Annotated in this window: 14 protein-coding genes and 1 tRNA gene; 12 read left to right on the forward strand and 3 right to left on the reverse strand. The window is 43.5% G+C overall.

The window, feature by feature from the left end; translation table 11 throughout:
- Positions 1-24 precede the first annotated feature (24 nt).
- The 4 genes from NH462_RS13555 (at position 25) to NH462_RS13570 (ending at position 4175) form a co-directional block, all read left to right on the forward strand.
- Positions 25-516, forward strand: a complete 492-nt coding sequence (locus NH462_RS13555; protein WP_253106047.1) for a nicotinamide-nucleotide amidohydrolase family protein — start codon at positions 25-27, stop codon at positions 514-516.
- Positions 517-582: 66 nt separating this feature from the next.
- Positions 583-1638, forward strand: coding sequence for a recombinase RecA (gene recA, locus NH462_RS13560; protein ID WP_017218478.1), 1056 nt, complete (start codon positions 583-585; stop codon positions 1636-1638).
- 339 nt (positions 1639-1977) lie between these two features.
- On the forward strand, positions 1978-3294 hold the full coding sequence (locus NH462_RS13565; protein ID WP_010378944.1) for an adenylosuccinate synthase: 1317 nt from the start codon (positions 1978-1980) through the stop codon (positions 3292-3294).
- 242 nt (positions 3295-3536) lie between these two features.
- Positions 3537-4175 (forward strand): SEL1-like repeat protein, encoded by a 639-nt coding sequence (locus NH462_RS13570; RefSeq protein ID WP_010378945.1) that lies wholly within the window; start codon positions 3537-3539, stop codon positions 4173-4175.
- 347 nt (positions 4176-4522) lie between these two features.
- Here NH462_RS13570 and NH462_RS13575 read toward each other — a convergent pair whose 3' ends face one another.
- Positions 4523-6394 (reverse strand): sodium:proton antiporter, encoded by a 1872-nt coding sequence (locus NH462_RS13575; protein ID WP_017218480.1) that lies wholly within the window; start codon positions 6392-6394, stop codon positions 4523-4525.
- A gap of 571 nt (positions 6395-6965) precedes the next feature.
- On the opposite strand from NH462_RS13575, the gene proB reads away from it, so the two are divergent.
- On the forward strand, positions 6966-8066 hold the full coding sequence (gene proB, locus NH462_RS13580; RefSeq protein WP_253106075.1) for a glutamate 5-kinase: 1101 nt from the start codon (positions 6966-6968) through the stop codon (positions 8064-8066).
- 3 nt (positions 8067-8069) lie between these two features.
- Positions 8070-9317: a glutamate-5-semialdehyde dehydrogenase gene (locus NH462_RS13585; protein ID WP_253106049.1), complete on the forward strand. Its 1248-nt coding sequence runs from the start codon at positions 8070-8072 to the stop codon at positions 9315-9317.
- A gap of 179 nt (positions 9318-9496) precedes the next feature.
- Here NH462_RS13585 and NH462_RS13590 read toward each other — a convergent pair.
- Positions 9497-9572: transfer RNA gene (locus NH462_RS13590), tRNA-Ala, on the reverse strand.
- Positions 9573-9701: 129 nt separating this feature from the next.
- Between NH462_RS13590 and NH462_RS13595 the strand changes: the two genes are divergently transcribed.
- Positions 9702-10097: a hypothetical protein gene (locus NH462_RS13595; protein ID WP_253106051.1), complete on the forward strand. Its 396-nt coding sequence runs from the start codon at positions 9702-9704 to the stop codon at positions 10095-10097.
- On the forward strand, positions 10094-10606 hold the full coding sequence (locus NH462_RS13600) for a prolyl-tRNA synthetase associated domain-containing protein (protein WP_253106053.1): 513 nt from the start codon (positions 10094-10096) through the stop codon (positions 10604-10606). The genes NH462_RS13595 and NH462_RS13600 overlap by 4 nt, the downstream gene beginning before the upstream one ends.
- Here the strand turns inward: NH462_RS13600 and NH462_RS13605 are convergent.
- Positions 10565-11698, reverse strand: a complete 1134-nt coding sequence (locus tag NH462_RS13605; protein WP_253106055.1) for an MFS transporter — start codon at positions 11696-11698, stop codon at positions 10565-10567. The genes NH462_RS13600 and NH462_RS13605 overlap by 42 nt on opposite strands.
- 188 nt (positions 11699-11886) lie before the next feature.
- Between NH462_RS13605 and NH462_RS13610 the strand changes: the two genes are divergently transcribed.
- The 4 genes from NH462_RS13610 (at position 11887) to NH462_RS13625 (ending at position 14892) form a co-directional block, all read left to right on the forward strand.
- On the forward strand, positions 11887-12423 hold the full coding sequence (locus NH462_RS13610) for a DUF2058 domain-containing protein (RefSeq protein ID WP_253106077.1): 537 nt from the start codon (positions 11887-11889) through the stop codon (positions 12421-12423).
- Between the two features lie 72 nt (positions 12424-12495).
- Complete coding sequence (locus tag NH462_RS13615) at positions 12496-12819, forward strand: c-type cytochrome (protein WP_017218486.1); 324 nt, start codon at positions 12496-12498, stop codon at positions 12817-12819.
- A gap of 121 nt (positions 12820-12940) precedes the next feature.
- A complete protein-coding gene (locus NH462_RS13620; RefSeq protein WP_253106057.1) occupies positions 12941-13708 on the forward strand; it encodes a class II aldolase/adducin family protein in 768 nt (255 codons plus the stop codon).
- An 8-nt stretch (positions 13709-13716) separates the two neighbouring features.
- The gene (locus NH462_RS13625) at positions 13717-14892 is read left to right on the forward strand and encodes a mandelate racemase/muconate lactonizing enzyme family protein (RefSeq protein WP_039493039.1); all 1176 of its coding nucleotides are present in this window, start codon (positions 13717-13719) and stop codon (positions 14890-14892) included.
- Positions 14893-14902 lie beyond the last annotated feature (10 nt).

The following is a 14902-nucleotide window of genomic DNA, read 5'->3' on the forward strand; positions in this document are numbered from 1 at the left end:
TGTTGATACCTAAAAGGTTTTCCTATGGAGCACTACAAAGAGATAGCCGAATATGCGGCACAATTGGGCGCTATTCTAACGAATAACGGCGTAACAATCACTACCGCAGAGTCATGTACAGGTGGTGGGGTGAGTTATGCGTTAACAGATACGCCAGGGAGCTCTGCATATATAGAGCGTTGTTTTGTGACATACAGTAATCAAGCTAAGCACGAATTATTAGGAGTATCGCAACAAACCCTAACGCAATTTGGTGCCGTGAGCGAGCAAACGGTTTTGGAAATGGTCAAAGGCGCTCAGCAGGTAGCTCATGCTGAAGTTGCCATTGCTGTGTCTGGTATCGCTGGACCCTCTGGCGGCAGTGCTGATAAGCCAGTAGGTACTGTATGGTTTGCTATTGCAAATAGTGACAAAGTTCAGGCATTTCACCAAGTATTTACTGGGAATAGGGCTGAAGTAAGAGTTCAAGCTATTGAATTTGCATTAAAAAATACTATAGAGATGGTAAAATCATAAAATTCTACTTGATACTGTAATTTCATACAGTATACTAGGTGTCATTACGCTGAATTGGAGAAGCAAATGAACGATAACAAGCAAAAGGCATTAGACGCAGCACTATCACAAATTGAGCGTCAGTTTGGTAAAGGCTCAATCATGAAACTGGGTGAGAACAAGGCGCTAGATATTGAAGCCATCTCAACTGGTTCACTAGGTCTGGATATTGCACTTGGTATCGGCGGCTTACCAACTGGTCGTATTGTTGAAATCTATGGTCCAGAATCATCAGGTAAAACAACGCTAACATTACAAGCGATTGCAGAAGCGCAGAAGCTTGGTAAAACATGTGCGTTCGTTGATGCTGAACACGCACTCGATCCAATCTATGCTGAAAAGCTAGGCGTTAATGTTGATGAGCTATTAGTATCACAGCCCGACACCGGTGAACAAGCGCTTGAAATTTGTGACATGTTAGTTCGTTCTGGTGCGGTTGATTTGGTTGTTATTGACTCGGTAGCAGCACTTACCCCTAAAGCTGAAATCGAAGGCGATATGGGTGACTCACACGTTGGTTTGCAGGCTCGACTCATGTCACAAGCATTGCGTAAGCTTACTGCTAATATCAAACGCTCGAACACATTATGTATTTTCATCAACCAAATTCGTATGAAGATTGGTGTGATGTTTGGTAACCCTGAAACCACAACTGGTGGTAACGCACTTAAATTCTATGCATCTGTACGTCTTGATATTCGTCGTATCGGTTCAGTGAAAGAAGGTGATGAGGTTGTTGGTAACGAAACTCGTGTTAAGGTTGTGAAAAACAAAGTAGCACCACCATTTAAGCAAGCTGAGTTCATCATCATGTACGGTGAAGGTACGTCGAAACAAGGTGAGTTGATAGACTTAGGTGTGAAACACAAACTGGTTGATAAAGCGGGTGCTTGGTTTAGCTACAACGGCAATAAAATTGGCCAGGGTAAAGCAAACTCAATTAAGTTCTTGAAAGAAAATGTTGAGATTGCCAACGAAATTGAAGGCAAGTTGAGAGAAATGCTCCTAGCGCAAGCGGTTATTATGCCTGAAGAGGGAGAAGATAAAGGTCTTGCTGAAGTTGAAGACGATTTAGAGCTATAGGCTAGTCACTCAAGCTTAACTGCTCGCGAGCAAGCTTGAGCTATATTTTAAAAAGCCCAAAGGTTAACCTTTGGGCTTTTTACGTTTTATAAAAGTTTACTTTTGATAACAAAGAGATAGTTATCGATTAATCCGAACAATACAGCTATTTTGATATAAAAATAAAATACGTTGTTTGATTTTCAGCTATTAATCCACCTTTTCAACAAGTTATGTAACTTGCCTTGATGCTTTACATCATCAATCTTATTGAAAGCAGAAAAATTAGGCAAATTGGGGTGATTTCGACTATGGTTTTCTGGTAAAATCTGCGCCTAATTTTTTCTAAGTGAATTTGCAATGGGTAAAAACGTCGTTGTATTAGGCACCCAATGGGGTGACGAAGGTAAAGGTAAAGTAGTTGACCTACTTACAGATAAGGCTTCTTTAGTTGTTCGCTACCAAGGCGGACACAATGCTGGCCATACACTAGTAATTAACGGTGAGAAAACGGTACTACACTTGATCCCATCAGGTGTACTACGCGAAGACGTTAAATGTGTAATTGGTAATGGTGTAGTACTTGCACCAGATGCACTAATGAAAGAAATCCACATGCTTGAAGCGCGTGGCGTTCCTGTACGTGAGCGTCTATTGATCAGCGAAGCATGTCCTTTGATCTTGCCTTACCACGTTGCACTAGACCAAGCGCGTGAACTAGCGCGTGGTGAAAAAGCCATTGGTACAACTGGCCGTGGTATCGGTCCTGCGTACGAAGATAAGGTTGCACGTCGTGGTTTACGTGTTGGCGATCTTTTCAACCCAGAGCAATTTGCTGCGAAGCTTAAAGAAGTACTAGAGTTCCACAACTTCGCCTTGGTTAACTACTACAAAGTAGACCCAGTAGACTTCCAGAAGACATACGATGATGCAATGGAAGTAGCAAAAGTACTTAAGTCAATGATTGTTGACGTTACTGAACTACTTGATCAAGCGCGTAATGCTGGCGACCATATTCTATTTGAAGGTGCGCAAGGTACACTACTTGATATCGACCACGGTACTTATCCGTATGTAACCTCATCAAACACGACGGCTGGTGGTGTTGCGACAGGTGCAGGTTTTGGTCCGCTACACTTAGATTACGTTTTAGGTATTGTTAAAGCTTACACAACTCGTGTTGGTTCAGGTCCTTTCCCTACAGAGCTTTACGATGGTCAAGACAAGCAAGACCCAGTTGGCAGACACTTAGGTGAGAAAGGCAACGAGTTTGGTGCAACGACTGGTCGTTTACGTCGTACCGGTTGGTTTGATGCAGTGGCAATGCGCCGTGCAGTTCAAATCAACAGCATCAGCGGTTTCTGCTTAACTAAACTAGACGTACTTGATGGTCTAGAAAAAGTGAAAATCTGTACTGGTTATCAATTAGAAGACGGCACTGTAACTAATGTGACTCCTCTTGCTGCTGAAGGCTACGAGAAAGTAACTCCAGTATACGAAGAAATGCCAGGTTGGAGCGAAAACACCTTTGGTGCAACTTCTGTTGAGCAACTTCCAGAAGCCGCTATCAACTATATCAAGCGCCTAGAAGAAATCACTGGCGTGCCAATTGATATCATCTCAACAGGCCCAGACCGCGTTGAGACAATGATTGTTCGCAACCCTTTTGCTGAATAATTCTGCTGTCGATTGATAAAGAAAAAAGCTGCTACGGCAGCTTTTTTTGTGTCTATTACCCTACAAGTTTTTGTCTTTCTGCCGATAACTAAGCGAATGTTTGCTCAGATGATGAAATTAGACTTCGCTTTGGCGTAAATAATGCTTAATCAAATTTGAGTGTCAATGTTGCTGCAGAGCAAGTAATTTGCTTTTGCAGCCTGCTATAGTTAAACAATCAGCTTTACTTTGATGGGTCTTCGATGAATTACTTACTTCGTTATTTTGCAGCTTCAGCATTGAGTGTTTCCTTAAGTCTCAGTATACAGAGCAAAGTATCTGCCGAAGAGGCTATCGAAGCTGTGCCTTTGTATACGCAGCAAGAGCTACTAGCGCTCATTGAAAAAAATCAACACCTTGCTCGGGTTAAAGCGGATGAGTGCCAGCTGGTTAAAGATATTGAAGCGCGTGCTGAAATTATGGCGCTGCCTTCGTATCAGTTTCTTTATGGTGACATGTTAGCTTATGCCGTGTGTGTAGACAGAGATGTTGAGCTCGGCCTTTACTATATGAAAAGGGCAGCAGAGCAGGGCCTTGCCGCGGCGCTTGAACAATTAGGTCGCTACTATGATGTTGGTCAGTTGGTGCAAGAAGATAAAGCGATGGCGGTAACCTATCTGAGAGAAGCCGCAGCACTTGGCAATTTAAACGCTCAGTTAAGACTCGTAGATGTATTTAATCAAGGTCATGGTAGTCCAAGAGATTATGAAGATGCATATCGATGGTTGTTCCATTCCGCCGTTGCAGATAAAAAGCTACATAAGCGGATTCAGGTAGCGCTAGGGCAATTGGCAAACAAAATGCCTGATAGCGTGGTAAAGCGGGCTAGATTGCCTATATAACCTGAACTCGGGATAACAACTTGTTCTCTAGCAGCTGCTATCCCTTACTACTGCGTTAAATTTGCTTGCAATAGGCCAGCTATTGACGCACAAATTTGCCTTGTATTAAGAAATAACTTCTGGCTAGAGTGATACTACGCTTTTGAGCTTAGTGATTTTAGTGGATCAACTTACTTCTTATCTCGAGTTCAGGTTATATAACCTGAAGCTCAGGTTAACTCTGTGGGATAAATAGGTATTACTTTCAGCAGGTTATGAGTGGAAAGTAAAAGCGGCGTAAGTTACGCCGCTTTGCTTGCTTCTAAATAAAGCCGGTAAGCTAGCTTATTACTTATCCAAATCTCTGGTTAAGTAATTTGTTGGCTGCTAAGCTTTGCACCAATTTGGCCTTCTTTATTCGTATTTGGATCTTTAAGCACCGTTAACTTAGGCGGCTGCAACGCCAATACGCGGTCGCCTTCTTCTGGAAGCTTTTTCATGTCAGAGGTAAACGGGCGGATCAAGATGGGTTCCTCATCTTTGTTCTGCTCTGTGAGTACAAACAGTGGGATTGCTTCACTGTTAACCTCTTTATACTGTTCCCATTTAAACTCTTCTGAGATCCGAGTTACGCTCACTTTGCCGCCCTTAGCCATCATACTACTTAGCTTGGCGTAGTTACCTTCGTCGCCAAACAAGATTTGGCGAGAAAGGAAAGTGGCGCTATCTTTGTTCGCCTTAGCGTGGTTAGTGGATGATTTGAGCGAATAAACACATTGATCGCCAAGTAAATGAGAAAAGTACTGTACGCCTAATGCGTTGTGGTGACGGTTAGGTGAAAGCGCTAGCACTGACTTTAAGCTGGTCAACGGGAGGTAACGCTCGGCATGTTCCGACTGTGGGTTACCATAGTAACAAGGCAGTCCGTCCATTCTTGCCATTTTGCAGTTTTCCCATGCGGGATCGGAGAGATAAACATCAATATTTTGGTCTTTTAAGCCCTTAGCCACCGCTCTAGCTACATGGTTTGCACCAATGATAAGTAAGGTATTGGGCTTTGGTTGACGCACTCCTAAAAGACGTGCGAAAGGCGTTGCCGTTAGGCTTTGTAGTACCACGGTGACAATGATGACGGTGAAAATAAGCGGCACCATTTTATCCGCATCTGCTATCTGTGATTTGGTCATACTCAACGCAAAAACTGAGCCTACAGCTGCAGCAACAATGCCTCGAGGAGCTATCCAGCTTAACAGAATACGAGACTTTATCGGTAAGTCAGTATTGAACGTCGATAAGAATATCGACAGTGGTCGAGCAATAAATAATACTACAGCTAGAAAGATAAAGACGTCGGTGTCTAACAGCATTAAATCTTCTAATTTGAGTCGTGCCGCGAGTAAGATAAATAAGCTCGAAATCAGGATCATTGAGAGATCTTCTTTAAACTCTAATACTGAGTCTATTTCCAAGTCATCTTGGTTAGCGAGCCAAATACCAAAGATGGTCACGGCAAGTAGGCCTGACTCATGACTCAGATGATTCGATAGCGTAAAGCTAAACAACACGAGCGCTAAAATGGCGAATTTGTGAAGCTCGAAAGGAAGCCACTCTTTTCTTATTAGGTAAGTGGTGAGGTAACCTGATGCGACGCCAATACTTATCCCCACACCAAGTGTTGATACAAGCGCCCATAGGGTATGACTGAAGATACCTTCGCCACCAACTAAAGAGACGGCTTCAAATACGAGTACCGCAAAGAGTGCACCAATAGGGTCTATGACTATACCTTCCCAACGTAAAATACGGTCTATGTCTTTGTCTGGGCGCATCGCGTTCAGCATAGGGGCAATAACCGTTGGACCGGTCACGACAAGTACTGCGCCCAATACGGCGGCAACTTGCCAGTTAAGCTCCAGCACGAAAATTGCGGTTGTTGCTATCACCGCAAAGGTTGCTAACATCCCGATAGAACAAAGGTTCCGTACGACCTTACCAATTCCTTTGAGTTCTTTAAAATGCAGGGTTAGTGAACCTTCAAAAAGGATAACGGCAACGGAAAGTGAGACGACGGGAAAGAGTAAATCCCCGAGTAAGGCATCTGGATCCAGCGTGCCACTAAATGGTCCCAAAGCAAGACCAATAAGAAGTAAAAACAAAATTGCAGGAACCTTAAAGGCCCAAGCAAGCCATTGTGCTATTACAGAACATACTGCAATACCTGCAATGTAGATTGCTGACATAGATTCTCCCCGGTTGGATTATCCCAACATTTTTATCAGTATAGCTAGCATCCTGTTATAACACAGCGCGAATGAGGGTAAAGTGAATAAATTACTGAAAATAAGGTATTATAAAATTGATTTATGGTGGTCATAAATAATTAACATGGGATAGGGTTGCAATCTTACCCTTGCTTACGTTAAGGTAATAAGCGTTCAAGGCGTGGGGTAAATCGCGCCATCATTCACAATCTACTCATTACGCAATTATTCATTGCGGTACAGCCTTTCCGGCCGCACCAAACCATGGTGGCCCTGTTGGAAACGGCTCGACGTCAAGGGTTAAGTACTTGATGTCACAATCAATCTTCTATTAGTGAAATGTCAGCCAGTTAACGATTGTTGCTGTGTCTGGGTTTAGCATGTGTGGCGACATGATGGGACTAAGGTCTTCGCCGTCGCACTTCTGTTTGTTTTATCTATTTGCCGACTTTTTGGTCGATGCATTGCGCTTTCTATTGTCTTCTAATAGGAGATATTTGGAGTACCAACTCGTGAGTGGGTGGTTAATTTAAAGCAGGAATTTATGTCGATGAAACAGTCAAAACGTATAGTAATCAAGATCGGGAGTGCGTTGATCGCGCCAGAGCAAGATGGGTGTCGATCCCGCTATTTACTCAGCATCGCGCAATTCATCGTGCGTTGTCGAGCCCGAGGTATCGAAGTGATCCTCGTCTCTTCAGGTTCAGTCGCAGCAGGGTCGCACTTATTTCCAAACTCAGAGCAGCCGAGCATTGCTGTAAAAAAAGCGATGGCGGCAGCTGGCCAAACCGAGATGATGGCTACGTGGGACCGCTTCTTCGACTTTCCGTCGGCGCAGATATTGCTGACTCATGGCGACCTGCGTGACAGGGAGCGATATACCAGTATTCGTGAAACAATATTCACTTTACTCGATCATGGAATACTGCCTATTATCAATGAAAATGATACCGTGACCACAGACGATTTGAAGGTGGGTGATAACGATAATTTATCTGCCATGGTAGCGGGGGCTGCAGATGCTGATGGGCTAATTATCTGCTCCGACGTCAGTGGTTTATATAACAAAAACCCTAATTTACATGCTGACGCAGTGCTGATTTCAGAGGTGACAGAGATCACTGAAGAAATCTACGATATGGCAGGTTGTCCAACGAGCAAGGTTGGCACCGGTGGTATGAAGACCAAAATTGAAGCTGCTGAAAAGGCGACGTCTCACGGTATAGATACTTATATTGTTAACGGCTTCGAAGAAACAACCTTTGAATTATTGTTGGCGGGAAAAAATCCAGGCACGGTATTTACAGCCTATGATAAACCGATGCAAGAAGCGGTGCATTGGATGACTCACACAGCATCAGAGCAAGGTGAGCTGGTCGTAGATAGCGATTATGGCTCAGGCGAAAATCAAGTGGTGGGTCAGTTAAGTGGTGAAGAAATCACTGAAGTAAAAGGTGAGTTTTCTGTTGGAGATACCGTACTCGTGAGGAGCAAAGATGGTAAGCGCTTAGCCAAAGCAACCACCAATTACAGTAGCTGCCTATTAAACTTTTTAACTGAACATGAAGAGAATCCGATCAGCGAAAGAATTCAAGATAGTATCGGACCCGTTATTTCAGAACAAGATATTGCATTATTGGAGAAGTCATAAGACATGAGTTTAATCACAGATATTTCATCACAGGCTGCAAAAGCAGCGAAACAGTTAGCACTATTATCTACAGAGCAAAAAAATGCAGTGTTAGCAGATATGGCAAAAGGGATCCGTGAAAACAGCGATGCCATTATTAAAGCCAATGAAGCTGATTTAGCTGCTGCTCGTGATAACCAGCTTAGCGACGCCATGATCGATAGATTAACGCTTAACCAAGCGCGGATTGAAAGCATGGCTGAAGGTATCGAAACCATCATTCGACTGGACGATCCAGTGGGTGCACGTAGAGACATGGGTGTAAGACCAAATGGCATTAAAATCAGCAAAATGCGAGTGCCACTTGGTGTTGTCTGCATGATTTATGAGGCGCGCCCCAATGTCACCGCTGACGCCGGTGCGCTGTGTTTTAAATCAGGTAATGGTGTTATTTTACGTGGTGGTAAAGAGGCGTTAGCGAGTTCTTTAGAGATCGCAAAAGCGATGCATAAGGCGCTTGAAAAACATAACCTACCTGCCGCGTTGGTTTCTGTTATTCCTGATCCAGACCGCGCGTTGTTAATGGAGCTGATGCAGCAAAAAGAGTATATCGACCTTATCATCCCACGTGGCGGTGAGGGTCTAATCAATTTCGTTACTGAGAATAGCACGGTGCCAGTGATCCAGCATTTTAAAGGCGTGTGTCACTTGTATATAGATAAAACAGCCAATCTCGACAAAGCAATGGCGCTCCTGTTAAACGGTAAAACGCAGCGTACTGGTGTGTGTAATGCGCTTGAAGGGTTAATCGTTCACCAAGATATCGCTCCGACTTTTTTACCGAAAGTTGCTGCAGCACTGGCTGAAAGGGGTGTGAAAATTAATGCGTGTAAGCAAACCGTAGCTTATTTTGATAATGCAGTTGAATTAAGTGATGACGAATTTGGTGAAGAATACTTGAGCCTTGAAATAGCGGTTCGTCAGGTTGCTGATTTTAATGCAGCGCTTGCACATATTGATCGCTTTGGCAGCCACCATACCGAAGTTATCTGTACGGAAGACAAAGTGGCTGCTGATTTGTTCCAACGCGGTGTTGATGCTTCCGTGGTGATGGTTAACGCTTCCTCACGCTTTAGTGATGGTTCGGCGTTAGGTTTAGGTGCCGAGATTGGGATTGCTACCACCAAATTGCACGCTTACGGACCTATGGGCTTGGAGTCGCTGACAACCGAAAAGTTTTTAGTGAATGGTGAAGGCCAAATCAGAGAATAATGAACTGATGCTGCTTGAGTAGGTGGAAGAATCATACTCAGTGGTATACACAGAATGACATAAGTAACTGCAAAGCTCGGGTCGAAAGACTTGGGCTTTTTTCTTTTCGATTTAGGGTGTTAATTTTGTAAGAAGTAAGAAGTAAGAAGTAAGAAGTAAGAAGTAAGAAGAGCGGAAAGTGGTGGAGCTAAGCAGGATCGAACTGCTGACCTCCTGCGTGCAAGGCAGGCGCTCTCCCAGCTGAGCTATAGCCCCACATTCCGTCAGTAGACGAAGCGAAATTTAATCATTTTTTATATTGCCGTCAACCCCAGACAAAAAATTTCGCTATTTTTTTATAGTCTTTGTTACACTGAACTGAAAATAAAACGAATTAAGCGAATTATGGTTCTGCGTCATATCTTTTCTATTCTCATTATTGGGCTTCTAGCGAGTTGTGCATCACAGCCTGATGAGCCTGAACTTATTATCGAAAAACAATCTCTTCATAAGCGTCTTTCGCCAACTGGTGATAAAGAATTTGCTTTCATTGTAACGGTACAAGCAACACCTCGAATGGAGCTGGATTCAAGTAAGCCAATATCAAGAAGAGAGCTAAAACGTTTTGCCGAGTTTGAACGTATTGAAGATTCCCCCTCTCTAAAACTCAAGTTAGAAGAGCAAGCCGTCGCCTTATTAAAACCGGCTTTGATTGAGGCGGACTACTGCAACGGAGGTCATAAAATTACCGATGTATACTGGCGGCAGCGTAGCGTTCAGTTACGAGGTAAGTGTTTGTGATCAGAAACAATCCAAGTGCACTTGCAGAGCGGCTCGCTCAGCTAGATATCAACTATTTCAATTATGAGCACCCACCGTTACATACTTGTCTAGATGCTGACAACTTGGAGTTAGAGAGAAAAGGGACGCGACTGAAAAATCTCTTCCTCCGAGATAACTATGGAAAGCGACACTTTCTTTTTATTATTCCTGCAGATAAGCAAGTCGACCTAAAAGCGCTGTCTAAATCTCAAGGGGTGTCGCGTTTAGGTTTTGCATCGACGGACAGGCTAGCGAAGTATTTAGGAGTGGAACAAGGCTGTGTATCAGCACTCACATTGCATAACGACAGTGAGCAACGAGTCGAATTATGGCTTGATAGTGAACTACAATCTGCGTACTTATGGCAGTGCCATCCCCTAGTGAATACTAAAACTTGGGTGTTAACGCTCGAAGATTTAAAGCGCTTTTGGCAAGTCACTGGGCACTCACCTCACTGGGTTGACTGTGTTTCTCAAACTCAGAGCTAAGCCGACTGTACAAACGATAAAAAGTGACGCACAAAACCAAGTGATACCTGCTTGCTCATAAATCAAACCCGGAAAGTAAGATCCCAGCACGCCTCCGGAATAATAAAATGAAACATAAGCGCCATTAGTAACGGTTGCAGGTGCCTGACTAATACTGTTGGCTAATGGTGCAGCGGTAGAATGGATCACAAACATACAGCCGCAGAAGAGCGTAAATAAGACCACAAAAAAGAACACAGACGCCACGGGTAATAGCGCAATGGTTGCAGCGTAGACTAAAAACATCACAGCTAAAAATCGCCAGGTAGAATGAAATTTACTTTGTAGCCAAGGTGTAACGATGGACCCTAAAGCACCAACCAAATAGCCTGTATAGACCCAGCCCACTTTACTGGGATCGGTTAAATTAAAGTCGTACTTGAGTATAAACGGTAAAAAGTTGAGTAGTCCCGCGAAGCAGAAAAACATACAAAATACAGAGCTGTATAATCTCACTAGGCGCGATTGCTTGAGTGGTGTCAGGTAGTCTCTGATCCTTGTCGCGTGAATTATTGGTGGTTTGTTCTTGCTGGCTCGAATGCTAAATGCCAGCACAATCAATAACAATGCGTTTAGGTAATAGAAACTTTGCCACTCAAACCAGACAGTAAAGTTGGCCGCAAGTGTACGGCCAAAATAACCTCCGGCTATGGTACTTCCGATGTACAAGCTCATGTTTCTTTTCAACTGTGAGCCACTAAACTGTTGGCCGATATAACCTGTCATCGCAGTGAGTGCAGCAGGTAATAATAGTCCTTGAATTAACCGGGTAAACAAGAGCCCTGAAAATGAAGTCATTGAAGCAAATGCTACACTGCTGAGTGCCAATAGCAGCATGGTCCATTTTAAAATGCGCAGCGGATTAGACTTTGCCAGCAATAATCCGTAGCAGATTGGCGCGATAGCCAGAGGTAGCATAGTTGCTGACATCAGCATGCCTGCATCTGACGCTGACACACTAAATTGCTCCGCAAACTCAGCCAGCAGCGGCTGCGGTGCGTAAAGCACAAAAAAAATGGTAACAGAGCAAAGCAATAGGTGTATGACGGGCATTAAGCGATAAGGCTTTTTATTTCGATGAGTTAGCTTAAATTAAAGCAAACTAGATGACAATTTTTTGCGCTAAATCACGGTGTGCAACAATAATTTTGGTAGTTTTACATTAGATTGAACGATTCCTCTCTGGTCAATCGAAATTGCTGAGTTAAAATAGTGAAAAGTCTATTTTACGGAGTTGCATGATGGGTTCACTGCAAGATCAGTTGCTAAAAGCAGGTCTAACAACTGAGCACAAAGCGAAAGTTGCAAAAACACAAAAGCGTAAACAGCAGAAGAAAAAGAAAAAAGGCGCAACGAGCGACCAAACAGACCTCCAAAAACATATTGAGCAAACAAAGCTTGAGCAGCAAAAGCGTGCCGAAGAGCTAAATAAAGCGAAGCAAGAAACGCTAAAAGATAAAGAGCAAATTGCTCGCGTGAAGCAGATCTTAGAACATCATAACCAAGATGAGATCCGCGGCAATGTGATCTTTAACTTCACATACCAAAATAAGGTGAAGGAGTTAGAAGTTAATTCCGAAACACAAAAAGCGCTATCAAAGGGGCGTTTAGCGATTTGTGTGTTAGAAGAGCAGTTCTACGTACTACAAGATGAACCTGCTAGAAAGATTGCAGAGGTAGACGAGAAGTATATCGTTTTCCATGTTGAGGACAATCAGCAAGGTGATGAGGATGACCCTTACGCTGACTTTGAGGTCCCAGATGATTTGATGTGGTAGTGATTAGGCTTTAGGTCAAACTTTAGTCTACACTGACTTACAACGTTAACCGTCAATAAAAAGAGTAATGATATGAGCAAGATGAAAAAACTACTAGTAGGGACTACGGTGGCAATTTGCGCACTAGGTTCAGCAAGTTCAATGGCTGCAGATGGTAAAGCATTATACACAGCAAAAATGTGTCAAACCTGTCATGGTGCAGAAGGTAAAGCACCAATCATGCCTTTGTATCCAAAGCTAAATGGTCAAAATAAAGAGTATTTAGCGGCGCAGATGAAAGATATCAAATCGGGTAAACGTAATAATGGTATGTCAGCGGCGATGAAAGCGATGGTTGCCAATGTCACGGACGCTGAAATCGATGCGATTGCAGAGTATCTATCTAAAGTTGAATGACATCAAAGTTAGATATCAAAGATGATAAAAAACCACCGTTCGCGGTGGTTTTTAGTTGAAGATATAATTAAGCTAATTTAGACTTCTATACATCCAAATATGGAGTCAATAAGGGATCCCCATGTTCGAATTACCTCAGTTAAATTTAAAAGACAAAGTAAGCGCAGAAGAATGGCAGCTGCGTGTTGACCTTGCCGCTTGCTATCGACTGGTTGAGCACTTTCGTTGGGGAGATCTAATTTATACGCATATGTCGGCGCGTTTACCGGGGACGGATCATTATTTAGTAAACGCCTTTGGCCTGACCTTTGATGAAGTCACTGCTTCTAATTTGGTGAAGGTCGATCTTGAAGGAAATATTCTTGATGGTACGCCATTTAAGATTAATCCGGCGGGCTTTACCATTCACAGTGCGATCCATGAGGTGCGAGAAGATGCGCATTGCGTTATCCACCTCCATACCAAAGAGACGATCGCAGTCGCAAGTGTAGAATGTGGTTTATTGCCTTTGAGTCAGCACAGTATGTTCTCCTTACCATCACTATCGTATCATGGCTATGAAGGCTTAGCAGTGAATATGGATGAGAAAAAGCGCTTACAATATGACTTAGGTACAACCAATCATATGCTGCTGGTGAACCACGGTGGTTTAACTGTTGGACCAACGGTAGGCGATGCTTTTATGCGTTTTTATGACTTACAGCGTGCATGCGAGATTCAAGTTGCGATTCAAGCAACGGGACAACAAGCAGTACCTGTACCACAACCCATTATTGATAACATTTATAACCAAGCGAATGTCGTGCATAGCGGTAGCACCGGTGGTCAATTAGCATGGCCTGCAATGCTTCGTAAAGCTTACCGCCTAGACCCAAGCTTTGCTCAATAGGAGTCAACATGAAAGTTAATCGCGTCGAAGTTTTCGATATTCATTGTCCAGATAGACCTGCTTGGACACCCGTTTTTGTTCGTATTCATACCGATGAAGGCATTTCAGGGGTTGGTGAAGCTGGGCTTGCATACGATCTCGGCCACAGCGCTGCGGCCAGTATGATCAAAGAAATGGCTGAAGCCTTTTTAATTGGTCACGATCCTTTTCAAACCGAGCTGCTTTGGTCGCGTATGCTCAGAGAAAGTTTTTGGGGTTTAGGTGGCGGGCCTGTGGTATATGCGGCGATGTCAGCAATAGATACCGCGCTTTGGGATATTAAAGGTAAAGCCTTAAACCTACCTGTTTATCAATTGCTTGGTGGTAAAGTGAACCCTGAGCTTCGCACCTATGCCTCGCAATTACAGTTTGATTGGGATAGCGAGTTTAAAGCACTAGTTCAACCACACGAATATGCTGAAGCGGCTCACAAAGCCATTGCTGAAGGGTACGATGCGGTTAAAGTTGACCCAATTCAGTACGATAAAGATGGTAACACCTATTACGATAGAACTAAGCTTATCTCGCGCGCGGAAATGAAATTATACCGTGCAAGAATGAAAGCAATACGTGAAGCGGTAGGTGATGAAGTCGATATTATTTTTGAGTGCCACAGCTTACCAGGCGCGACATCAGCCATTCAAATTGCAGACATCGCTGAAGAATTTGATTGTATGTATTATGAAGAGCCTGTGAATTATCTTAACCACTCTTTACATGCAAAGGTAGCCAACAAAACTTCTGTGCCAATCGCTGGTGGTGAGCGTTTGTATAATCGCTGGGGTGTTCGCCCTTATTTTGAAGATCAAAGTATTGATGTACTGCAGCCAGATATTGGCCTATGTGGTGGCTTTACGGAAACCAAGAAGGTATGTGATTACGCTGATATCTTTGATATCCGTATTCAGGCGCACGTCTGTGGCGGCCCGGTAGCAACCGCAGCTTCATTACACTTGGAAACCGCGATCCCAAACTTCCTGATCCATGAGCACCATACTTACGCAATCAAAAAGTGGAACAGAGAGCTATGCTTGCAAGATCCACAGCCTAAGAATGGTATCTTTAGAGTGTCAGAAGAGCCGGGGCTTGGTATTGAGCTAAACGATGAAATCGTGATGCGCTCAGCCCGTGTGGAAATTAAGTAGACATCCGGTG

The organism is Pseudoalteromonas sp. OANN1 (genome assembly GCF_024124685.1).
Taxonomy (GTDB): domain Bacteria; phylum Pseudomonadota; class Gammaproteobacteria; order Enterobacterales; family Alteromonadaceae; genus Pseudoalteromonas; species Pseudoalteromonas piscicida.

Excerpts from the sequence above, each read along its gene's own strand:
- NH462_RS13595 (WP_253106051.1), top strand. The coding sequence starts at position 9,702 with ATGGTTCTGCGTCATATCTTTTCTATTCTCATTATTGGGCTTCTAGCG.
- NH462_RS13625 (WP_039493039.1), top strand. The coding sequence starts at position 13,717 with ATGAAAGTTAATCGCGTCGAAGTTTTCGATATTCATTGTCCAGATAGA.
- NH462_RS13565 (WP_010378944.1), top strand. The coding sequence starts at position 1,978 with ATGGGTAAAAACGTCGTTGTATTAGGCACCCAATGGGGTGACGAAGGT.
- NH462_RS13555 (WP_253106047.1), top strand. The coding sequence starts at position 25 with ATGGAGCACTACAAAGAGATAGCCGAATATGCGGCACAATTGGGCGCT.
- proB (WP_253106075.1), top strand. The coding sequence starts at position 6,966 with ATGAAACAGTCAAAACGTATAGTAATCAAGATCGGGAGTGCGTTGATC.
- NH462_RS13615 (WP_017218486.1), top strand. The coding sequence starts at position 12,496 with ATGAGCAAGATGAAAAAACTACTAGTAGGGACTACGGTGGCAATTTGC.
- recA (WP_017218478.1), top strand. The coding sequence starts at position 583 with ATGAACGATAACAAGCAAAAGGCATTAGACGCAGCACTATCACAAATT.
- NH462_RS13585 (WP_253106049.1), top strand. The coding sequence starts at position 8,070 with ATGAGTTTAATCACAGATATTTCATCACAGGCTGCAAAAGCAGCGAAA.
- NH462_RS13575 (WP_017218480.1), bottom strand. The coding sequence starts at position 6,394 with ATGTCAGCAATCTACATTGCAGGTATTGCAGTATGTTCTGTAATAGCA.
- NH462_RS13605 (WP_253106055.1), bottom strand. The coding sequence starts at position 11,698 with ATGCCCGTCATACACCTATTGCTTTGCTCTGTTACCATTTTTTTTGTG.
- NH462_RS13570 (WP_010378945.1), top strand. The coding sequence starts at position 3,537 with ATGAATTACTTACTTCGTTATTTTGCAGCTTCAGCATTGAGTGTTTCC.
- NH462_RS13610 (WP_253106077.1), top strand. The coding sequence starts at position 11,887 with ATGGGTTCACTGCAAGATCAGTTGCTAAAAGCAGGTCTAACAACTGAG.
- NH462_RS13620 (WP_253106057.1), top strand. The coding sequence starts at position 12,941 with ATGTTCGAATTACCTCAGTTAAATTTAAAAGACAAAGTAAGCGCAGAA.